Source organism: Haliea sp. E17, assembly GCF_048323675.1.
Lineage (GTDB): Bacteria > Pseudomonadota > Gammaproteobacteria > Pseudomonadales > Halieaceae > Mangrovimicrobium.
This window is the reverse complement of sequence record NZ_JBLWFK010000005.1, coordinates 489,301-509,484: the sequence shown is the minus strand read 5'-3', so window position 1 is coordinate 509,484 and position 20,184 is coordinate 489,301. Positions and strand designations below refer to the sequence as shown.

At 65.9% G+C, this 20,184-nt stretch carries 18 protein-coding genes; 8 read left to right on the top strand and 10 right to left on the bottom strand.

Going from position 1 to position 20,184, the window contains the following annotated elements; all coding sequences use genetic code 11:
* Positions 1–71 precede the first annotated feature (71 nt).
* From ACNKU3_RS15740 to ACNKU3_RS15730, 3 genes are all read right to left on the bottom strand, one after another.
* Positions 72–2,771 (bottom strand): TonB-dependent receptor, encoded by a 2,700-nt coding sequence (locus ACNKU3_RS15740; RefSeq protein ID WP_418260463.1) that lies wholly within the window; start codon positions 2,769–2,771, stop codon positions 72–74.
* Positions 2,772–3,028: 257 nt separating this feature from the next.
* Positions 3,029–3,664, bottom strand: a complete 636-nt coding sequence (locus tag ACNKU3_RS15735; protein ID WP_418260462.1) for a hypothetical protein — start codon at positions 3,662–3,664, stop codon at positions 3,029–3,031.
* Positions 3,657–4,325 carry a hypothetical protein gene (locus ACNKU3_RS15730; RefSeq protein WP_418260461.1) on the bottom strand — a complete coding sequence of 223 codons (669 nt, stop codon included), beginning with the start codon at positions 4,323–4,325 and terminating at the stop codon, positions 3,657–3,659. The genes ACNKU3_RS15735 and ACNKU3_RS15730 overlap by 8 nt, the downstream gene beginning before the upstream one ends.
* An 83-nt stretch (positions 4,326–4,408) precedes the next feature.
* Here ACNKU3_RS15730 and ACNKU3_RS15725 point away from each other — a divergent pair, with 83 nt between their 5' ends.
* Positions 4,409–5,356 carry a hypothetical protein gene (locus tag ACNKU3_RS15725; protein ID WP_418260460.1) on the top strand — a complete coding sequence of 316 codons (948 nt, stop codon included), beginning with the start codon at positions 4,409–4,411 and terminating at the stop codon, positions 5,354–5,356.
* 32 nt (positions 5,357–5,388) lie between these two features.
* Here the strand turns inward: ACNKU3_RS15725 and ACNKU3_RS15720 are convergent, their stop codons facing one another.
* From ACNKU3_RS15720 to ACNKU3_RS15695, 6 genes are all read right to left on the bottom strand, one after another.
* Entirely contained in the window at positions 5,389–6,576 is a 1,188-nt protein-coding gene (locus ACNKU3_RS15720; RefSeq protein WP_418260459.1) for an MFS transporter, read from the bottom strand.
* A gap of 25 nt (positions 6,577–6,601) precedes the next feature.
* Positions 6,602–7,438: an Asp/Glu racemase gene (locus ACNKU3_RS15715; protein WP_418260458.1), complete on the bottom strand. Its 837-nt coding sequence runs from the start codon at positions 7,436–7,438 to the stop codon at positions 6,602–6,604.
* Positions 7,425–8,882 (bottom strand): aldehyde dehydrogenase family protein, encoded by a 1,458-nt coding sequence (locus tag ACNKU3_RS15710; RefSeq protein WP_418260457.1) that lies wholly within the window; start codon positions 8,880–8,882, stop codon positions 7,425–7,427. The genes ACNKU3_RS15715 and ACNKU3_RS15710 overlap by 14 nt, the downstream gene beginning before the upstream one ends.
* Positions 8,883–8,887: 5 nt before the next feature.
* Positions 8,888–10,186 carry an acyl-CoA dehydrogenase family protein gene (locus ACNKU3_RS15705; RefSeq protein ID WP_418260456.1) on the bottom strand — a complete coding sequence of 433 codons (1,299 nt, stop codon included), beginning with the start codon at positions 10,184–10,186 and terminating at the stop codon, positions 8,888–8,890.
* Positions 10,183–10,938, bottom strand: coding sequence for a hypothetical protein (locus tag ACNKU3_RS15700; RefSeq protein ID WP_418260455.1), 756 nt, complete (start codon positions 10,936–10,938; stop codon positions 10,183–10,185). Before ACNKU3_RS15700 ends, ACNKU3_RS15705 begins: the two co-directional genes overlap by 4 nt.
* A gap of 165 nt (positions 10,939–11,103) precedes the next feature.
* On the bottom strand, positions 11,104–12,792 hold the full coding sequence (locus tag ACNKU3_RS15695) for a nitrilase-related carbon-nitrogen hydrolase (RefSeq protein ID WP_418260454.1): 1,689 nt from the start codon (positions 12,790–12,792) through the stop codon (positions 11,104–11,106).
* A 124-nt stretch (positions 12,793–12,916) separates the two neighbouring features.
* On the opposite strand from ACNKU3_RS15695, the gene ACNKU3_RS15690 reads away from it, so the two are divergent.
* Complete coding sequence (locus ACNKU3_RS15690) at positions 12,917–13,579, top strand: hypothetical protein (RefSeq protein WP_418260453.1); 663 nt, start codon at positions 12,917–12,919, stop codon at positions 13,577–13,579.
* A 71-nt stretch (positions 13,580–13,650) separates the two neighbouring features.
* On the top strand, positions 13,651–14,967 hold the full coding sequence (locus ACNKU3_RS15685; RefSeq protein ID WP_418260452.1) for an MFS transporter: 1,317 nt from the start codon (positions 13,651–13,653) through the stop codon (positions 14,965–14,967).
* Here ACNKU3_RS15685 and ACNKU3_RS15680 read toward each other — a convergent pair whose 3' ends face one another.
* Positions 14,968–15,765 carry an SDR family oxidoreductase gene (locus tag ACNKU3_RS15680; RefSeq protein WP_418260451.1) on the bottom strand — a complete coding sequence of 266 codons (798 nt, stop codon included), beginning with the start codon at positions 15,763–15,765 and terminating at the stop codon, positions 14,968–14,970.
* A gap of 85 nt (positions 15,766–15,850) precedes the next feature.
* Here ACNKU3_RS15680 and ACNKU3_RS15675 point away from each other — a divergent pair, with 85 nt between their 5' ends.
* The 5 genes from ACNKU3_RS15675 (at position 15,851) to ACNKU3_RS15655 (ending at position 20,182) form a co-directional block, all read left to right on the top strand.
* Positions 15,851–16,456: a hypothetical protein gene (locus ACNKU3_RS15675; RefSeq protein ID WP_418260450.1), complete on the top strand. Its 606-nt coding sequence runs from the start codon at positions 15,851–15,853 to the stop codon at positions 16,454–16,456.
* A 129-nt stretch (positions 16,457–16,585) separates the two neighbouring features.
* Positions 16,586–17,398, top strand: coding sequence for a hypothetical protein (locus tag ACNKU3_RS15670; protein ID WP_418260449.1), 813 nt, complete (start codon positions 16,586–16,588; stop codon positions 17,396–17,398).
* Positions 17,399–17,400: 2 nt separating this feature from the next.
* Complete coding sequence (locus ACNKU3_RS15665; RefSeq protein ID WP_418260448.1) at positions 17,401–18,387, top strand: hypothetical protein; 987 nt, start codon at positions 17,401–17,403, stop codon at positions 18,385–18,387.
* A gap of 51 nt (positions 18,388–18,438) precedes the next feature.
* Positions 18,439–19,410 carry a hypothetical protein gene (locus tag ACNKU3_RS15660; RefSeq protein WP_418260447.1) on the top strand — a complete coding sequence of 324 codons (972 nt, stop codon included), beginning with the start codon at positions 18,439–18,441 and terminating at the stop codon, positions 19,408–19,410.
* Between the two features lie 85 nt (positions 19,411–19,495).
* Positions 19,496–20,182, top strand: a complete 687-nt coding sequence (locus tag ACNKU3_RS15655; protein ID WP_418260446.1) for a Crp/Fnr family transcriptional regulator — start codon at positions 19,496–19,498, stop codon at positions 20,180–20,182.
* Positions 20,183–20,184 lie beyond the last annotated feature (2 nt).

The following is a 20,184-nucleotide window of genomic DNA, read 5'->3' as shown; positions in this document are numbered from 1 at the left end:
GCAATACGTCCCCGACAGCGATAAAAAACCGCGCCGAAGCGCGGTTGATCATGTTCATGGCCGACACCGGGTCAGAACCGGTAGCGGGCCCGGATACCCACGGTGCGCGGGTCGCGCAGGATCTGGCTCGCGGAGAACGGCGGCACCTGGCCGGTGGGCATGAAGCCGTAGCTCACGTTGCCCAGCCCGCTCTGCGCCCGGTCCTCATCGGTCAGGTTGTCGACATAGGCCGTAACCTGCCACTTGTCGCTGGAAACCCCGGCGCTGAAGTCAGCCAGCCAGACTTCCGGCAGGTAGCTGAGGTTACCCGCGTCGAGGTACTCCTTGGATTCGTAGCTGCCGAACAACTCGGTAAAGTAACCCCAGCCGTTGCCGAACTCCCCGTCATAGCGCACAGACATCACCGCCAGGTCCTCGGGCGTATTGGTGAAGGACTTGCCACTGAAATCCCCTTCAATATTGCCTGACTGGATCTTGTCGTAGATGCCCGGCCGGCTCACATCGCCGAGGTTGAAATCCTTGTATTCGGTTTCGTTGTGAGTGTAGGAGACCCGGAAGGTCCAGTTCATCGACGGCCGATAGACAACCTCCACTTCACCACCGAATACCTCGCTCTCACCGGCATTGGTCACCGAGACGTTGGAAACGCCGGTTGCGCTGGTGATAAAGAACGGCACCTGCTGGTCGGTGTAGTCGTTGTAGAACAGCGCCGCATTCAGGCGCAGGCGATTTTGCAGCAGGTCGGTCTTGAGGCCGATCTCGTAGGCCACCAGGTCCTCGGGCTTGTATTCGCCAGTGGAAATGTCGCCGTTGCCATCGGTAGTCGCGATACCACCCGGCTTGAAGCCCTGGCCGATCGAGGCGTACATGAACATCTCGTCGGTCATCTGCCAGTCCAGGCTGACCCGGGGCACGAAGGCGTCGTAGTTCAGTTCACGCTTCTGCATTTGCGGCGTGGTGGAGAAGGTCACCGGGTCAAAGTAGGGCAGCCTGAGGAAACCGTTCATGAAGGTATCCAGCGGCAGGCTCTCGTATTCCAGCGTTTCCTCCAGATAGCGACCTTCAAGCGTCAGCCTCAGGGCGTCGGTAAGGCTGTAAGTGAACGAGGCCGCCACCGACCAGTGGGTGGTATCCCGCGACATGGGGATTGGCAGCGGTGTCATCTCGGTCTCGATGCCGGTGAAGAACATGCAGGTATCGACCTTGCCCGGGATCGCACAGGTCGGGTCGGCAAAGCGCGACAGAATCGAATTCCAGTAGGTGGCGTCGACGGTCTCGCGCGCCCACCACATCTGGTTCATCACCGCGTCCATTTCTTCCTGCCAGTAGAGCCCGTCGACCATCCAGTCCAGCTTGCCCACGTCGCCGACGATGCGGAATTCCTGGGAAAACTGCTGGTACTCAAATGAGGTATCCGAGTTGGTATTGACGCCGAACTGGGTATAGGCCGCAGTCGGGTCGTTATTGAGCGGGGTGTAATCTGGAACCGGCCCAAAGGGGTTGGCGTAGACATACTGGGGGTCGAAGTTCGCCGAGCCCGGGCCGAGGGACTGCAGGTCGAAGTTGGTGAGGTCGAAATCCTCCTCGACGCTGGTCTCGTTGTCGGTGAAACTGGAGATAGAGACAATATCCATCGACTCCATTTCCCAGCCGAGTTCCAGGGCCACCCGCAGGTTTTCGACGGAAGTGCCATCGAAGTCCTTGCCGGTCAGCGGATTCGGCGACTGGTCGATATCCTTCTCGCCGAGCGCATCGATCTTGCCGATCAGCATGGAGGCGCAGGCTGCACTCTGGCCGTAGAGATAGGCGAAGGGAACCGCGTTCGCGCACTGTTCCGCTGTCGGCGTGGGGAGGCCGTAGGCACCGCCCGGAATGGGTACGTTCTGCGCCCCTTCGCCAATCGTACCGGCCAGGAAGTAATCCCCTGCCGCACTGATATTCGATACGGACTGGGTCACGGCGATCGCCCGCGGGGTGTACTTCTCGTCGGAATACTCGCCGCGCAGGTAGGCTGAAAACGGCCCTTCCGGCGTGAAGTTCAGGCTGAAAGCCACGCCATCCTGCTGTACCCCACCGAGGTCGCCGCCGGTATTCGGGTTGTCGTAGTAACCGTCAAAGTCGCTGGTGAGCAGGGTAAGCCCAGCAGCCAGGGTATCGGGGATAATCGCGAAGGTCGCGTTGGCTGATCCTTTCCAGTAGCCGTGTTCGTTGACCTCCCCTTCCGCGTAGCTGGTAAACGCCTGGGAAGGATCGGGCCGCTTGGTGACATAGTTCACCGCACCCGCGAACGCGGAGCGACCAAAGGTCACACTCTGCGGCCCCTTGATCACCTCGATCCGCTCGAGGTCCATCAGGCCCATGTTGACGAAGGCGCCACCTCCGGCCACCGTCAGGGTTTCCGAGGAAACGTCTACACCGTCGATCAGGATCGCCACGTTGGGACGGCCCCGGGAGATATTCATGCCGCGAATCGTGGGACGGGTGTCGTTGGGCAGCACGCCCTGCTCGAAGGTGAGGCTCGGGGAATACTTGGCGACATCGGCCACCGTGCTGATCGCCTTTTCCTCGATCTGGTGCGCAGTGAAGGCGTCGATGCCGATGGGAACCGACTGCAGGTTCTCCTCCTTCTTCCTGGCGGTCACCAGGACTTCTTCAACCAGGAAATCGTCACCACGCAAAGCGTGCACCTGGCGCCCCTCGGTTTGTGCCATCAAACTGTCTGCGGAGGCTGCCATAATGATGGCCGTGACAATGGCATTTCTCTTGAACATGCAATATCCCCTAATAGGTGACGGTTACGTTTCAGTGCGAACGGGGTGAATTTTTTTCTCTCCCATCATTCTGAAAGTTCGGAGCGCTTGCGGTTCGCTGTCCTTCACTGATCCAATTCGTCGCGTTTTGCGTAAAAACTGCGCGTGGCGAATAACTATTCGCTTGAGGCTATGTATATCGGGTCGCCGGTACGCCACTCATGATAAAAATCAAATCCCGCTACAAAGCTTTCACCGAATTGTCACCCGCCGCCGAATCAATCCCCGGAGAGGACCTTGCGCAGGTATTCCGGAGCCACCACGGTGCAGTAATGCACGCCCTTGACCGACGCCGGCAGGGGTACATACCAGGCGTTGGATACCTCCAGCACCTTCCCCTGTAACTGCCAGCCACCACTGTCGCCGCGAACCAGGGCCGGATAGGGGTTCGGGTACAGCCACAGGGGCCCCATCCAGGTGGTCTCGTCCTCCAGCAGGGTAAAGTCCGCCGGCATCAGCTGGCGCCGGCCCGGAGCGAGGCGCTGGTACTCCACCTCCAGCATGCGCTGGTGGGCATACTTGCAACTGCGCTGCTCGCCCAGCAGGTTCCCCGCGACTCCGGCCTTTTCCCGGAGCCCTTCCACGCTGCTGAGCTTGCAGGCCACCGATTGCGCCATTCCCTGCTCCGGGGAGCGGTACTGCTTGACCCGCAACGGCGCTACCTCGGCCTTGGCATCCTTGAATTCCTCGAACGTACGCACCACTGCCACTTCGGCCTCCAGTTCGCTCCCGGTCACCTGCTGCAGCACCCAGGCGCAAACATTGTCGTCGCTCAACTCCAGCGGGCCGGCAACCGCCGGCGCTACCCCCACAGCCACTACACAGATTCCGAGAATCCGCCTCCAGTCAGTCATTGTCCTGCCCCTTCTTACTCACGTTGACGGCGGCCGCGAGGATGCGCGCCCGCCCTGATTCGCTCGCCAGCAGCGAGACTATAAATACCAGTTCCGCCAGTGCCCCGGCCACCAGCGCCTGCGGCTGTCCCGCCATGGCGCCGTTCACCAGCAGGATCAACAGCCCGCCGGCAAAGGCCCAGGGCCAGCGGCTGCGATACCAGATTACGGCCGCCAGACACAGGAACAGCAAATTCCCCAGCACCGTGGCCAGGGGTGGTCCGGGCGCGGTACTGACCAGTCGCGGCGGCTGTCCCGGGACCGAAGCCCCCAGTTCCAACGCCATGATCTCGTGCCACGCGCCGTAGCCGATGGCGCCCAGCACGAACATTGCGCTCCCCCACAACAACCAGCGGGGCAGCGGGCGCGGCAGCAGGCTCAGGCCCCAGGGCACCAGCCCCGGCAACACCAGGGCGTGCAGGGCGTAGCGCAATCGCGTACACCACGCGTACCATTGCGCATCGAGATTGCCGTCACCGATGCCCACCACCGCGTTGTCGACCGCCAGTGACAGCAAAAGCAGGCGCAGGAAATTCAGGGGAACAGCCGCGCTGAAATAGCGACTGAAGGTACCGAGGAACAGGGCCAGGTGCAGGGCGGAAAAAAGCAGGAAGGGCGACATCAGGCACCTTGCGCTTTGTCAAACCGGCACCCCGGCTGTTGCGGTAGTCTGGCCTTTTGAAACACAGGAAATACGGAGCGCCCATGGCCACAGCCCCTGCTACCACGCCTACCGACGCCGCTGCGCAGACGCAGCCAGCGCCGCTGGCTTTCTTCCGGCGAGCCCCGGTCCTCGGACTGGTCATCGTCACCATGATGCTGTGCGAGAAAATGCTCGCGCACAGTTACACTGCAATCACCATTTATGTCCTGCCCGCGCCCTGGAAATACATCGTTCCCGGAGTCATTGGCGCCTTCGGGGTGTGGCTGGTGATTCGCGGGATGGGCCGCGACGAGGTGCGCGGCTCGCTGCTCGGCTATTTCGGCGGCGTCCTGATCTGGATGTCCTGGTTCGAATCCGGCAATCCCGTCCTGGCCCATCTCGCGCAGATTCCTCCGGCGCTGCCCGAGGACGGCAACATGATGGCGGGCCTGCTGGGCGAGCATATATTCCTGCAGATGAGCGGTATGTTCTGCCTGACCAGCCTGTTCTTCCTGATGCTCAACAAGGACGTGCGCTGCCGCATGCTGGTGTGGATTCGCCGGCGCATCGGCCTCGGCGAAGTCGTCGGGCCGCCCACCCAGGCCTACCGGCCCAACGTGGCGCGGGTGGCCGCCTTCGAATATTTCTTCGTCACCTGGTTCATGTACGTGCTGATGATCACCATCATCGACCCGCGCCTGTTCGGTCTCTACCACCCGGTCACCTACACCCTGTCGGCGCTGGTTTCCCTGTGGGGGCTCTACCTGCTGTACAAGTGCACCCAGCAGCGTGAGGCGGGGCTCGCCATTCGCTACGGCATCGGTGCCGTCGGTGTGGCCTGGTTCATCCCGGAGACCTTCGCCTTCTACGAGTTGCTCTACGAATTCTACCTGCGGGCGGACAAGCACCCGATCGCCATGGCGACGGTCCTGCTGCTCTACGTGTTCTGCTTCCTGGTACTGTGGAAGACCCCCATCGACCCGCGCACCGGCCGCGCGGCGCGGGAATAATCGGGGGAGTTCACTGGACATTACCTGCGCCATCAAACTGCCCGGGACCGCGATGCTACGTCCCGGGCAATCACCAGCAACAGCAGCATGACTCCCGCCGCGATCCAGTAGGGACTGTGAATACCCAATTGGGCGAACAACAGGCCGGTCAACAGTGTGCCGGCAGCCCGCCCCAGTGTGCCCGCCGAGGCATATACCCCCAGCAGCATGCCGCGCTCCTGCGGCTCCGCCAGTTGTGAAACCAGGCTCTGCATCGAAGTGAGCACCAGCGCGGAGGCGATGGACTGCAGCGCAATCGCCGCCATCGCGGCGTAGTAGTTACTCTTCGTCCCGGCGGCAATGGTCGCCAGCATCGCCAGCGTAAACAGCAGCGCCCCCCACTGGAACAGGCAGCGCTCGCCAAACCGGCGCGCCAGGGGCCCGATCAGCCCGCCCTGGACCACCGCCATCACCAGCCCGCCGGCGAGCAGCAGCGGCGTCAGGTCCCGCGGCCCCGCGGCAATGCCGGTATCGCGAACCCACAGGGGATAGATGGCCTCGACCAGGCCCGCGCCGAGGTTGTAGAAGAGCACGCCGATGAGAAACTGCGGCACCAGGTTGCGCGACCAGAGCATGCCCAGGGCGCGGATGCGGCCAACCCGGGGCGCCTCCCGGGCGGCCGCCCGGTGCGTCGGGTGGAGGCTCTCGGGCAGCCGGAAGATCACCGTCAGCAAGGCCAGGGTCGCCAGCGCCGCAGACAGCAGGGCCGGGGTGACCAGGTTGGCGGTGGCGAAGTCATCCCCCGCCAGCCAGCTGCCGAGGGCGGGGCCGAGAATGAAACCGATACCGAAAGCGGCGCCGATCATGCCCATCCCTTTTGCCCGGTCGGCGGGACTGGTGATATCGGCGATATAAGCCTGGGCCGCGGAGATGTTCCCCGCCATCGATCCGGCCAGCAGCCGCGACAGCGCGATCACCCATATCGATTCGGCAAAGCCGAGCATGAGGTAACCGATGATGGCGCCGACCATCGACAGTACCAGCACCGGCTTGCGGCCGTGGATATCCGACAGCCGTCCCATCACTGGTGTCGCTACCAGCATCCCCAGGGAGTAGAGCGACATGCACAGGGTGGCCAACTCGGGTCCGCCGCCGAGCTGCACCACGTAGTAGGCGAGGATCGGCACCATGATGCCGAAGCCCACGAGGTCCAGCACAATAACGAGAAAAATGATCAGCATGCCGGTCCCCTGGTATTCACCTGCATCAGTGTTGCTCGAAAAGTCTCCCCAGATGGTCGAACTGGTCGCGGATACCGCAGCTGCGCAGGGCGTGCCAGCAGGTGGCGACGTTGATCGGCAGCAGCGGCTTGGCCAGCCACTTCTCCAGCGTGGGGAAGATACCCAGCGTGCTGAGGTTGGTACCCACCTGCACAATGGCGTCGACATCGTCGCCGTCCACCTCGCGCACAGCCTCCATGATCCGCTGCTCCGGCAGCAGGGCGATGGCATCGTGGGCGTTGGCGCAGCGCAGGCCGAGCACATGCTTGACCCGGTAGCCGGCATCCTCGAAGAACAGCCGCACGTTGCGGTCGCCCACCGGCTGGTAGGGCGTGATCACCGAGATGGTCTTGCCGCTGTTGCCGGCCACCCCGAGCACCTCCAGCGCGCGTTGCGCCGCGTTGGCGCCAGTAGTCAGGCCAGTGCCCTCCCCCAGCAACTGCTGGATGCGATCGACAAAGCCGTCGTTGCCCTTGATCCCGCCCCAGAAGGTCTCCGCCGACATGCCCAGCATGACGTGGTCGGGGCGGCAGGTGAGGATGCTTTCAATGGACGCGCCGATGGTCTGGCGCATCAGGTCGAGGAAGTGCAGGAAGTTGGCGTCGTCGCGGAAGTCGACATGCTCGATCAGGAAGCGGCCGAAGTGCCAGCTCACCCCGCGCGGGACGATGCGCTGGCAGTCGTACTCGACCGAGGTATTGGTCGAGGGCAGGATGACCCCGATGCGTGCCCGGTGGCCGACGTAGTTGTCGAGGTAGCCATCGCTGTACTGGCTGCGCTCGCGAGTTTTCATCCGGTCGATGCTGCCCTCAATGTTTTTCATAGGCTGGCGCTTCCACGCTGATCCACTTCAGCTCGGTAAATTCCTCGGTGCTGTACTTGCCGCCACTGCGCCCCAGGCCGGACAAGCCGACGCCGCCAATCGGCGCCATCGCGTTGCTCTGGAAGGCGTGCATGCCGATGTGCACGCTGCCGCTGCGCAGGCGGCGGGCGGCGGCCAGGCCGCGCTGCAGGTCATTGGTGAGCACCGCCGCGGAGAGGCCGTAGTCGCTGTCGTTGGCGATCACGATCGCCTCGTCGAGATCGCCCGCGCCGACCACGGACACCACCGGGGCGAAGGTTTCCTCGCGCCAGACGGCGCTGTCCCGGGGCGGCTCGCGCAGGATCGTGGGATGCATCACCAGGCCGCGCAGCGCTGCGCCGCCGGTCAGCAGCTGCGCGCCGCCTTCCACCGCCGCGCGCACCTGATCGAGAGCCTTGTCCAGCGCGGCGCGATGGATCAGCGGCCCGTAACGGGTCTTTTCGTCGCGCAGGTCACCCAGGTGCAGGGCCTCGGCCCGGGCCACGAAGGCCTGCAAAAATGGCTCCAGCAGGCTTTCCTCCACCACCACCCGGGAGTTGGCCATGCAGATCTGCCCGGCGTGGGTGAAGATGCCGTCCGCGGCGATGGCCGCGGCCCGCTCCGGGTCCGCGTCCGCCAGCACCAGCAGCGCGCTCTTGCCGCCGAGCTCCAGCTGGCAGCGGCGCATCCTGCGCATGGCGGCGGTGCCCACGGCGATACCGGTCGCGGTGGAGCCGGTCAGGGCAATGCAATCGAGGTCGGGATGCTCCACCAGCGGTGCGCCGCACTCGGCGCCATAGCCGGTGACAATGGATATCGCCGCCGGGGGCAGGCCCGCATCGAGCAGCAACTGGCCGAAGGCCAGGGCGGTCAGCGGCGTTTCTTCGGAGGGCTTGATCACCAGGGCGTTGCCGGCGGCGAGCGGGAAGGCGCTCATTTTCACCAGCAGCGACAGCGGCGCGTTGTAGGGGGAGATCACCCCGACCACCCCCAGCGGCTCGCGCAGGACCAGCGACAGGCGCTCGGGATTGTCGTTGGGGAAGGTGTCGCCATAGAGGCGGCGCGCCTCCCCCGCGGCGGTGCGCAGCAGGTCCACCGCGTAGCGGATTTCCACCCGCGCCTTGCTGATCACGCTGCCGCTTTCATCGATCAGCGTGTCGAGGAAACGCGCCTCGCCCTCGCTGGCGACCAGGTCCGCGGCGCGCAGCAATACCGCCTCCCGCGCCGCCGGGGCGAGGGCGGACCACTGCCGGAAACCCTCGCGCGCGAGCGCCACGGCGGCCCCGACATCCGCCGCGCCGGCACGGCCCACCCGGGCCAGCAGGGCGCCGTCGGCGGGGGCGGTGACATCGAAATACTGCCCGCCGGCCGGCGCGCTGGCGCGGCCGCCGAGCAACAGCGGATACTGTTGCACGGTTCCGGACATCGGGCTCACCCCGCCCGGGTGCCGAAGGAGGCCTGTTCGCTGCCCTCGATTTCCATCTGCGCTGCCATCAGCCGGCCGCGTTCTGCGGGGAAGGCCTGCACCAGGCCCATGGCCAGGTCGCGCAGGGCGCGGGCGGGCACCCCGGTGTTGCCGGTACCGCCGGTGCCGCAGGCCTTGAGCGAGGCGGTGCCGACCCGGAAGGCCGCCTCCGCCACGGTGCCCTTGCACAGGCGCCAGCGCTTTACGACTTCCTGTTTTGATAGCAATGGCGGCTCGATGCTTTCCAGGTCGATCTGCCGGCGCAGCCAGAGCAGCGCGGTTTCCAGGTCGTTGAGCATGCTGCCGATCAGCTCCTGCTGGTAGGGCGCGGTGCCCACCGGCTTGTCGCTGTCGGCGAAGCGCCGGGTACGCAGGTCGGTGATGGTGTACTGGTACAGTGACCAGGCCGCGCCGAGGTAGCAGGCCACCCCCGCCACCTGGTTGCCGACAAAGGAGCCGCGGCTCATCTGCATGCAGCGGGTAAACACGCCGGGGATCGCCATGGCGTTGCCATCGGCGACGAACACCTCCTCCAGCACGATGCCGTGGGTGGCGGTGCCGCGCATGCCGATGGCGTCCCACTTCGCCCGTTCGCTGACGCCTTCGGCGTCGCGCTCGACGAAAAAGGTACACAGGCCCTCGGCGGTGTCGTAGCCCTCCAGGCTCGCGGTGACCAGGTAGCGGTCCGCCACGCCGGTGGCGCAGCCGAAGGACTTGACCCCGTTCAGCAGGTAGCCGCCCTCGACCTTGCGGGCGCGGGTGCCGATGGTGACCGCGGCCTTTTCCGATTTCACCGATTCGCTGGCGAAATTGGCCAGCCACTGGCCGCGCCCCATGGTGCTGAGGACCTGCTCGGCGAAGGCGCGCACCGTGGGCTCTTCATCGGCACTGATCAGGCCGGCCTCGATGGCCTCCAGGGCCAGCAGGCCGCGCGAGGCGGAACTGCAGTGGAAAAAGAAGGTGAGCGCAGTAGACGGGCAAGCGGTAGCGAGGGCAAAGGTCGCCGCACACAGGTCGCGCAGGCCGCCGCCGAGGCCGCCGTACTGTTCCGGCACGATCAGCCCGAGCAGGCCCGCTGCGGACAGCGTCTGCACATGGGGGCGATGGAAGGCCCCTTCGGCATCCACCGCGGCCGCCTGTTCGCGCAGGGCCGGCAATACCGACTCCACCCGCCCGGCGCGGCTGCGTTCGGCGGCCGTCATGTTCTCGACCAGCACTTCACCGGTCAGCCGGACCGGCGCCAGTGTGTCATTCGCGATGCTCATTCGTCGTCCCCCAGCAACAGGGCGCGCTGGGCAGCCACTGCCTCGGCGCCGATCAGCCCTTCGATGCGCTGCCATACCGGATCGATCTCCGGGCTGAACAGCATGGCCTTGTTGGCCAGGTTGCGGGCCTGCAGCGCCTCGCCGCTGACACCAGCGCACACCTCGGCGGGAATGCCTGCTTCCACCAGGCCGCACCAGTGCTCGCGGTAGGCCTGCACAGTGCCCTCGATGGCCTGAAAGGCGGACGCATCGGCGCGGTGGGCGAGCATCCACGGCGACATCACCGCGAGCTGCCGCGGCGACAGGTGCGCCCGGGACAGGCCCTCGATGTCGCGGGCGGCCTCGAACACTTCGGTCAGCGGCTGGAACACGCTGTCCATGTAGGCGAGGTTCGCCCCGAGGTCGAGTCGCGGAATCAGGTCGAGGTGAAAGGCGAAGTGCTCGCCGGCCTTGACCGAATCCAGGGTGAAGTGAGGCAGCGGCGAGTTGCCGGGGGTAAAGGCGAACAGCATGTGGGAGTCCAGCTGCATCGGCGCCACAGTCAGCGAACAGGTGACCAGGCGGAACAGCGGCGCGCCGGTGAACAGGCGCACGTTGCCGACGCTGCCCTGTACCATGGGCAACTGGCTCGCCAGGGTCATCCAGGGTCCCCCGTCTTCGCCCGCCTGCTCCACCAGGCCAAAGCGCGTCACGATGGCCTCCAGTGTGCCCCGGAAAAGTGCTTCCGGGAGGGATTGCTGAATCTCACTCATATCGCGCTCCAGTTGCTGCCGGCGCCGCAGTGGCGGCGACCGGATTTACTATCAATCAGCCCTGAGTGTGCATGGCCGGAGGCCGCGGGGTGTTGATAAATCGCAAAACTGACAGACAGCAAAGCGCTGCAATCCGGTCGCGGGGCACCAATTACAACGCACTGATCACGGCGCACTTATCACAGAACACGGCTGCCAGGGACGGTCCGCCAGCAGGTCGGTGTTCTCGGACACCACCTTGTTCGCCGCGTTGGCCGGCCGCAGGATCACCGGAAATACCCCGGCCCCGGCCGGGAAGCGGGTCAGTTCGGGCTGGCTGAGCAGGCCGTCGAAGGGCCGCTCCTGCCATTCGGTGAGCACCGTGAAGTCGGTTTGCAGCACACAGGCGAGACTCTCCCCGAACTGCGCGTCAGCCACGCAGGCCAGCAGGTTGATGCGGTTCTCCGCAGCGCGCTCCACCAGCCCGGTGCGCAGCTCCCAGGCCTCCAGCGGGGCCAGCGGTACCAGCGCCACCTCGACGCCCTGCAGGGCCAGCAGCCGGAAGGTCTCCGGGTAGAGCGTGTCGTCGCTGGTGAGCACCGCGACCCGCGCCCCGGGCAGTTCCAGGCTGCTGAATGTGTCGGCCAGTACGCTGAAGGCGAAACGCTCGGAGCGGTGCACCTGGGGCTGGCGCAGGGCGATGCCGTGGCGATCGAGCAGCACCGCACAGTGCTGCAGTCCGGTTTCGCCCGGCAGGACTGCACTGGTGGCGACATGCGCTTCGCCCGCCGCGGCGCTGATCACCGGCAACAGGGCGGCGCAACGTTCCGCCGCGGCGCCGGGCTCGCTCGCGGCAGCAAACAGCGGTGGCAGCAGTACCAGCGCTGCGCCGCCGCGCACCGCCGCGGCGACCTGCTCGCCCAGCTGCGCCGCGTCCGCCTCGCCCCCCCACTGTACCAGCGCAGCCTGCAGTTGCTGCGCACCACCCATGGTCGGCAGTTGCTGGCCGGCGGGGTCGTCGGTGATCGGCCGGTACAGCGCGGGACGCCGGCTGGCGAACAGGTCGGTGCCGTCCGGACGGCGCTTGTCGAGCGCCAGCGCCGGCTGGATGTCGGCGAAAATCACTTCCTCCTGGTCCATCGACGCGATGGCCAGCACCTCGCCGTCCGGGGCCACGATCTGGCTCTCGCCGGCGCCGCAGAGGAAACGTGGCGGTATCCCGGTGGCCGCACTTACCGCGTCGAGCATGCCCTCCGGCACCAGCGGCCCCACCTTGTTCGCCGCCACCACGAACACCCGGTTCTCCGCTGCCCGCACCGGCACGTGCAGGCTGCCTTCGTCAGTGGCGAAGGAATTGAAGCTGTTGAGCAATACCTGTGCGCCGTTGAGGGCCAGCGCCCGCGGCGGTTCGTTGATCACGCCGTCCATGCAGGCGTAGAGACCGAGTCGACCGAGCGGGGTGTCCACTACCGGCGCCGGCGTCAGCGCCTTCTCCAGGAAAGTGTTCTCGTGGCCGATGTAGATCTGCTTGGTGTTGTCCGCCAGCAACTCACCCTGCGGCGAGTAGAGCAGGCTGGAACCGGTGGTCAGGCCGCCCGGGCGGCGCACCGTGCAATTGATCGCCACGTAAACACCGAGCTCCGCCGCCTTCGCGGCGATTGCGGCGAGAAAGGGCCCGTCCAGTTCGACCGCCACCTCGTAGCACTGCTCGCCGCTGTCATACCAGGACAGGTGGTTGCAGAACTCGGGCAGCAGGATCAGGTCCGGCCGGCATTCGGCGGCGCTGTCGAGCATGCGCAGGCAGGTGGCGAGATTGGCGGCGACATCGTTGCCGACATGGAACTGCGCGGCGGCTACACGGATGGTGGCGGTCATAAAGAATGTCCAAAGGTGATAAATGTCAAAGCACCCGGGCGAGGGCGACAGCACCCTATCCTATCAATCCCGCCGCCAGTTTTTTTGACTTTTGCCAAGCGGCAACGCAATGGAGATACCGGCCATGAGCATCTACCTCGCGCTCAAATTCGCCCACCTGATCGCCTTCGTCTACTGGCTGGGCGGCGACCTCGGCACCTACCTCGCCAGCCGCCAGGTGGTGCGCGAGGACCTCGGCAACGAGGCGCGCGGCACTGCGCTGCACATCATGCTGGCCTGCGACATGGGCCCGAAACTGGCCATGCCGCTGATCCTCGCCCTCGGCGCGCAACTGGCCACCAGTGCCGGCATGCTGGCACTGCCCATCGCGGCCATGCTCGGCCTGTGGCTGGCGGTGATCCTCTGGTTCGCCATGGTGCTGACGATTTACCTGCGCGAGGGAACGCCTGCGGCAAAATACATTGCCGAGGTGGATTTCTGGTTCCGCATCACCGTGGTCGTGGCCCTGTTCGCCGTCGGCGGCGCGATTCTGGTTGGTGCGCTGCAGGCCAGCGGCGCCTGGCTGGGCTGGAAAATCCTTGTTTTCGCGGCCATGGTTTTCTGCGGCCTGATGATTCGCGTCAACCTGCGGCCTTTCGGCGCGGCCTTTGGCAACTTGCTGGCGGGAAAGGATGTCGAGGCGGCCAACGCGACCTTGCGCCGCACCATCGGCCGCTGCCGGCCCTGGGTCTGGTGTATCTGGGCCGGGCTGTTCCTCAACGCCGCCTTCGGGATGCACCTGCTGTGATGCGACTGGCTGGAAACAAGGCCAGTTCGCCGCGCACTGCGTACAACCCCTAAATCACAGGGAAACCTTACATGTCAGTTACTTCCGCGCAAGCGCGCTTTCTCGGCATCGCCCTCAACCCGGGCGTCACCACAGGGCATATGCTCACCTTTTACCTGTCGTGCTACGCGGCGATCATGCTCGCGACCTTCGTGCCACAGACCCAGCCCTTCCTGCTCAACGAAGTGCTGCAACTGGAGACCAGCCGCCAGGGGGTAGTCAGCGGCAATCTCAATTTCTGGGGCGAAATCGTCATCATCCTCACGGTCGGCATCTGGGGTTCCCTCTCCGACCGCATCGGCCGCCGCTGGGTGACCGTGCTGGGCTTTGTACTGATCGCCGCCGGCATCTTCATGTACGGCGTGACCCGCGACCTTAACGGCCTGCTGCTGGCGCGGGCCATCTATTCCGCGGGCATCGCCGCCATCAGCACCATGCTGATCACGCTGATGGCCGACTACGTCACCGACTCCAGCCGCGGCAAGGCCACCGGCTGGCTGGGCGTGATGAACGGCCTGGGGGCGATGACCGCCGCCCTGTTCCTGCTGCGCCTGCCTGCACTGTACCAGGGCCAGGGCATGGACGCGGAAGCGGCGGCCTGGGCGACCTACACCACCATGGCCGTGGTGGTAATCGCCATCGCCGCCGCCATGTTCTTCGGCCTGAAACGCGGAGTCGACGAGCGTCACGAGGACAGTCCGCCCCTGCTGCAGCAACTGCGCGAGGGCATGGGCGAGGCGCGCCGCCCGGTGATCGCGCTGGCCTACGCCGCCTCCTTCGTGGCCCGCGGCAACCTCGCCGTGGTGGGCACCTTCTACACCCTGTGGGCCTCGATCTACGGCACCACGGTGCTGGGCATGACTTCCGCGGAAGCCGTGAGCAAGGGCGGCGGCCTGCTGGCCATCTCCTACTCCGCCTCGCTGCTCAGCGCACCGGTGTTCGGCATGCTCTCCGACCGCCTGCGCCGGGTGTCGGCGCTGGCCCTGACCCTGGCCATCGGCGCCGTGGGCTACAGCGCGACCTACTTTGTCGACAGCCCCTTCGGGCTGCCGGCGATTATCTGCCTGGTGCTGATCGGCATGGCGGAGGTCGGCTGCATCATCACCAGCGGGGTACTGATCGCCGAACAGGCGCCCAACCGCCTGCGCGGCTCGGTGGTGGGTATCTTCACGCTGTCCGGGGCGGTGGGCATCCTGATCGCCTCGGTGGTCGGCGGCTACCTCTTCGACCACTGGCTGTATGCCGGGCCCTTTGTATTCTTCGGCCTGATCGCCGCCCTGGTGTGCGCCTGGTCGCTGCTGCTGCGCCTGCAGCCCGACGCCCCGCTGCCCGAAGCCAGCGGTCCCTGATCAGGCCATGTCGGTGAACAGGTCGCGCTTGCTGAAGGCCGCGGTGAGAAAGCGCCAGAAAGCCTTGCGGCCGCTGAGCCAGGCCACGCTATCGCCGCTCTTGCGCGAGTCCAGCACCCGCCGGGCGAGCCAGGGCGTCACGGTTTCCACCCGGTCGCCGAGAATGTTGAATATACGCTTGCTCTTTTCCCATTCGGGGGAGGTGGTGTCATAGTCGCCCACCAGCAGGTCGGTCACCACGATTCCGGGGCTCAGGGTGCTTACCTGCACCCCGCTGCCGCGCACCTCTTTTTGCAGGGCGCCATTGATGTAGCTCACCGCCCGCTTGGTCGCACCGTAGGCGCACATACCCGGTTGCATCTGCCCGCCGCTGCCGAAGCCTTCCATGTTCCAGACCTGGCCCCGGCCCTGGGCCAGCATGCCCGCCAGCGCCACCCGGCTGGCCAGCAGCACACCGCCGAGGTTGACCTCCACCAGGCGCATGAGGTCCTCCGGGGCCTGCTCCCACAGGGCTTTGCGCGGCACGCTGATTCCGGCGTTGTTGATCCAGACATCCACGCTGCCGAAGGCATCCACGGCGGCCTGCCACAGCCCCTGCAGGTCCTCGCTGGAGGTCACTTCGCAAGCGGCCCCGGCGACCCGCTCGCTGCCGAATTCGGCGCCCAGCGCTTCCACCCGCATGGCGACGTCTTCCGCGCTGCGCCCGGCGATCACTACCGCGCAACCCAGTTCCAGGAAGCTGCGCGCGAGACCGAGGCCAATACCGCGGGTGCTGCCGGTGATTACTACGTTTTTCATTCCTTTCCCCCGGGTGATCAAACACCCTTCACTCTACAATTTCGGGCGGCAGTAAAGCCCTGCCGTCAGACCTGACGAGGACCACATGAGACCCACGACCAACAAACCCGCAATCCGCCACCCCGTCGGCTCGGTCGGCCACACCCTGCAACAGATGCACGGCACCTGGCACGACCATATCGAGCTGTTCAATCTCGACGGCAGCCCGCTGGATGACGACTCGACCGCCGGGGCGGGCACCCCTGGCCCGGGGCCCTTCGACAACCTGGTCTACCTCGACTTCGACGGCGAGCGCCTGCAGCTCACCAACGTGCACATCCGCGGCCGCGCCGCCGGCGTGAAAACCTTCAGCGGTTACATGCGCGACGGCGTGCTGGTATTCGACTCCCTCGGCCCCGGCGCCTACGAGAACATCGGCATGTCCGGCGGACCGGGCATCCTGACCTTCAACGCCCGCCAACTGGACGCGGCCACCAGCACCTACATGGAGCCGGACTTCATCATGCTCACCGCGCCGGGCGAGCGGGTGCGCCACACGGTGCTCTACCGCCACGGCGCGGCGGTGCGCACGCTCACCGCCCGCGGCACCCGGCTGTGGCCGAGTTGCGAGCGGCGCCACCCGCTGGACCCGCGCGGCAGCGAGGGGCCGGTGCACGAGACCCCTTTCCAGTCGACCATCTGGTCCGGCTGAGGCTTCCTGCCAACTGCAACCTAAGGTAGCGCCGCGGGGTGCCCGCAGGTTTGACTATTGTCAAGCTGGCGCTCCGGGCCGGGCGTATGATCACTACTCGTCACCAACCTATCCGAGAAGTGAGCAAGCATGAGCGACCGCATCCTGACCTCCATCGCCGACCTCGTGGAGCAAACCCCTGACGTCGACAACCGCGGCGTGTTCGAGCAGCTCTGGGCGATCCTCGGCGAGATGGACCAGCGCATCCAGCAGCGCTTCGAGCTGCAGCGCGATCCCTGCTGCGAGCGCTTCGCCGATTACCGCGAACTGGGCAGCGAATCCGAGGGCTCGCTCAAGGCCTTCAGCGGCCCCGAAGTGGACTGGTACATCCACTCCTACATCGGCTCGCCGGAATCCACCTTCACCAACATGCACATCACCCTGAGCATGGGGCCGCAGTCCCGCGTGCCGCACTTCGGTTTCGCCCTGGGCACGGTGCCGGACATCTTCGTCTACATGGACTACCTGCCGCGCTGCGAACTCGCCACCAACCCCGACTACCTCGACCGCTACTACACCGAGGTCAACCAGGAGTTCCTGCGCCTGCAGGCCGACCAGCGCCTCAACCCCTTTATCAGCCAGGACCTCTATACCCGGGTCGCGCTGACGCCCACCGCTGTGTGCTACACCGCACCGGTGGCCGACGACACCATCGCCCTGCTGCGCGATGTCGCGCTGGAGCGCCTGGAGCGCTGGCTGGGCTGGGTCGATGCCGCCGAGGCCACCCCCGTCGAGGAACGGGCGGCACTGGCGGCCCGCGACGAGGCCATCCGCCGCACGATCTGCGAGCGCGACCCGGCCAATGTCATCGCCGACAAGATGTTCGGCGTGGAGAACGCCAACGCCATGGTGGAAACACTGTGGGGCGGTAACCGCACCCTGCCGCGGCCCGGTATCAACTGACCATGCGCAACTGGCGGGTAAGAGCGCTGTACCGGGCGGTCGCCGTGCCCGGGCAACCCGCTCCCTACGACCGCGCCCAGCTCAAGGTCTACTACCCCGCCCTCTTCGGCAACACGGCCGAGGAGCGCAACAGCGGCTGCGTGCCCGCGGATCACGGCAGGGGACCCTGCCCGGTGGTGATCCTGCTGCCGGGCATCAACGTCGGCCCGGAATCCTACGCCTGGCTGGCCCAGGCGCTGGCGGCGCAGGGTTTCGCCTGCGTCCTGCCCTGCATGATCGGCGAGGAAATGCCCGGCTATACCAGCCTGACACCGGGGCTGGATGTCGCCGCCCTGCTGCCCGACCAGTACGGTTCCCGCCCCTCGGCCACGGCGCTGGGCGCGATCCGCGACGCGCTGCTTGCACTCAATGGATCGGGATTGCTGGAAGGCCTGCTGGACCTCGAACGCATCGTCCTCGGCGGCCACTCGGCGGGGGGCAGCGTCGCCCTGCTCAACGCGCGCCGGGACTGGCTGCCGGGGCTGTGCGCCACCTTTACCTATGGCGCCCATGCCGGCGCCGCCAGCGCGCTCGGCTATGCCGAGGGCGCGCAGTTCGCGCTGCCCGCGGAAGTGCCGACCCTGATGCTGGGCGGCGACTGCGACGGCTGCATCGCCGAGAGCCTGCACCGCTACGGGCTGGCGCCCGGCTCGCTGGACGCCGCGGGTATGCTGCGGCGCAGCTTCGACGAGGCCCTGCCAGCGCAGCGGGCGGCCAGCTACCTCGGCATCCTGCGCGGCGCCAACCATTTTTCCCTGGCCTTCCCCGAGGACGGCTGCACCGGGCGCCCTTTTATCGACTACCCGATTTCCCGCCCCGCCCGCTACCTGCGACGCCAGCTGCTGGGAGCGATCAGCCGCTTCCTGCGCGGCTATTGCCGCCAGGACGCCCGGGCGCTGGCGGCGCTGGCGCGCCAGCTCGGCAACCCGCAGGCCTGGCTGCCGCAGTAGCGCGGCGACGGGGCGCAACGACATTTCACGACCAACTGCAAAGGACATTCCATGACAGCGGACAAGAAACCCAGTAACTGGCAGCAGTCGATCGACGGCCAATGGCACGGCTGCCCCTCACTGTTCGAGCACGACGGCACCTGGGTCGGCGACAACCGCGTAAAGCGCGCCAGCGAATACCACGACGGCCGCACCACCTTCTGGATGGAGACGATGTTCGACGCCACCGGCCCGCTGATGGACCGCTTCGAGATCGGCGCGCGCATGGAGTTCGGCGTCATCGACTCGGACCAGGACCGCATCTACACCGGTCCCGACTTTTACGGTTCCGGCAAGCCCTACGGCTTGCTGGTGGATTCCTACTATTACTCGCCGGGCTGGAACGTGCAGCTGCGCACGGTCAATCACGTGGTGCCGGAGCTGGCCATGCAGGTGTACTCCTCACAGCTGTTCGAAGGCGACACCCTGGTCGGGGTGTTCAACGGGCTCTACGTGGTCACCCAGGACTACGACAGCAACCCGGACACCCAACAATACGTGGAGGACTTCCTGGCGCGGGAGAAAGTCGAGGCCAAGCGGCCCTTCAACCTGCCGGTGAAATACGAGGGGGTGTTCCGCGGCGAATTCGAGGTCTACGACGACCAGCAGAATTTCATCGGCACCAACACAGTGACCGTGCACCACCGCCCGATCAACCTGCTGCACTCGGAGCAAACCATCGAGATTAGCGGGGTGATCAACCGCAAGTGGACCGCCCTGCGCACCCGCAACGGCGGCGGCCACCAGTTCCACGGCCCCGACCTGCACGGCAACGGCAAGTCCTACGGCCGCTATCTCTACTCGGTGCGCCACGTGCTGGGCGAGGCGGTCAAATTGTGGTCGCGGGAGACCGTGGTCGACGCGGACTACACCACCGTCTGCGCCTGGCAGTTCATCGAATCCCAGCGCCTGCGCTACACGACTTTCGGGGTGCTGCGCTGGGAACCGGGCGAACACATTCTCTCCGCACACTACATTGACTGAAATGCGCAATACCCCCCACCGGCAGCTGGCACCGTCCGGTGGGAGCGTTTACTATCGCTGCAGGACAGTCCACGAGAGAGCCAGCGTGCCCGGTAGCGCAGCCAGATTCCCCAGCACCCCACTGACTACCCTGCTGACCGGGCTGTCCGAGTCTGAAATCGCCAAACTCAACCAGTGCACCGTCCGCCGCCAGATCGCGCCGGAATCCTTCCTGATGCACCAGCACAGCGAGGCGCGCTCGGTCTACATGGTCGAGGACGGGGTGATGATGATGGAGCGCAACTCCTCCACGGGCCGCCGCCAGGTGGTGGCCTTCATCCACCCCGGCAACTTCATCGGCATCGCCCAGTACAAGTACTACGAGTTTTCGGTATCGGCCCTGACCCCGGCGACGGTCCGGGAACTGCCGATGCGCTCCTTCCTGCCGCTGCAGGAGGAGATTCCCCAGTTGAAGGAAAACGTGCGCGACATCGGCGGCAATATTCTCGCCCACGCCCTCGACCAGGTCTTTGCCCTCGGCCAGAAGAAGGCCCACGAGCGGGTCTGCTTTTTGCTCCAGCAACTGCACAGCCGCAAGCCGGACGCGCGCACCCGCATGGTGGAACTGGTGATGACCCGCCAGGATATCGCCGACTACCTCGGGCTCACCATCGAGACTGTGAGCCGCGCCTTCAGCAAGCTCAAGCGCGACGGGGTGATCGATATCTTCTCCGCCCATACGGTGGAGATTCTCGACCACGACGCGCTGCGGGAAATGGCGCTGGCGGAGTAGCG

Excerpts from the sequence above, each read along its gene's own strand:
- ACNKU3_RS15740 (WP_418260463.1), bottom strand. The coding sequence starts at position 2,771 with ATGTTCAAGAGAAATGCCATTGTCACGGCCATCATTATGGCAGCCTCC.
- ACNKU3_RS15735 (WP_418260462.1), bottom strand. The coding sequence starts at position 3,664 with ATGACTGACTGGAGGCGGATTCTCGGAATCTGTGTAGTGGCTGTGGGG.
- ACNKU3_RS15730 (WP_418260461.1), bottom strand. The coding sequence starts at position 4,325 with ATGTCGCCCTTCCTGCTTTTTTCCGCCCTGCACCTGGCCCTGTTCCTC.
- ACNKU3_RS15725 (WP_418260460.1), top strand. The coding sequence starts at position 4,409 with ATGGCCACAGCCCCTGCTACCACGCCTACCGACGCCGCTGCGCAGACG.
- ACNKU3_RS15720 (WP_418260459.1), bottom strand. The coding sequence starts at position 6,576 with ATGCTGATCATTTTTCTCGTTATTGTGCTGGACCTCGTGGGCTTCGGC.
- ACNKU3_RS15715 (WP_418260458.1), bottom strand. The coding sequence starts at position 7,438 with ATGAAAAACATTGAGGGCAGCATCGACCGGATGAAAACTCGCGAGCGC.
- ACNKU3_RS15710 (WP_418260457.1), bottom strand. The coding sequence starts at position 8,882 with ATGTCCGGAACCGTGCAACAGTATCCGCTGTTGCTCGGCGGCCGCGCC.
- ACNKU3_RS15705 (WP_418260456.1), bottom strand. The coding sequence starts at position 10,186 with ATGAGCATCGCGAATGACACACTGGCGCCGGTCCGGCTGACCGGTGAA.
- ACNKU3_RS15700 (WP_418260455.1), bottom strand. The coding sequence starts at position 10,938 with ATGAGTGAGATTCAGCAATCCCTCCCGGAAGCACTTTTCCGGGGCACA.
- ACNKU3_RS15695 (WP_418260454.1), bottom strand. The coding sequence starts at position 12,792 with ATGACCGCCACCATCCGTGTAGCCGCCGCGCAGTTCCATGTCGGCAAC.
- ACNKU3_RS15690 (WP_418260453.1), top strand. The coding sequence starts at position 12,917 with ATGAGCATCTACCTCGCGCTCAAATTCGCCCACCTGATCGCCTTCGTC.
- ACNKU3_RS15685 (WP_418260452.1), top strand. The coding sequence starts at position 13,651 with ATGTCAGTTACTTCCGCGCAAGCGCGCTTTCTCGGCATCGCCCTCAAC.
- ACNKU3_RS15680 (WP_418260451.1), bottom strand. The coding sequence starts at position 15,765 with ATGAAAAACGTAGTAATCACCGGCAGCACCCGCGGTATTGGCCTCGGT.
- ACNKU3_RS15675 (WP_418260450.1), top strand. The coding sequence starts at position 15,851 with ATGAGACCCACGACCAACAAACCCGCAATCCGCCACCCCGTCGGCTCG.
- ACNKU3_RS15670 (WP_418260449.1), top strand. The coding sequence starts at position 16,586 with ATGAGCGACCGCATCCTGACCTCCATCGCCGACCTCGTGGAGCAAACC.
- ACNKU3_RS15665 (WP_418260448.1), top strand. The coding sequence starts at position 17,401 with ATGCGCAACTGGCGGGTAAGAGCGCTGTACCGGGCGGTCGCCGTGCCC.
- ACNKU3_RS15660 (WP_418260447.1), top strand. The coding sequence starts at position 18,439 with ATGACAGCGGACAAGAAACCCAGTAACTGGCAGCAGTCGATCGACGGC.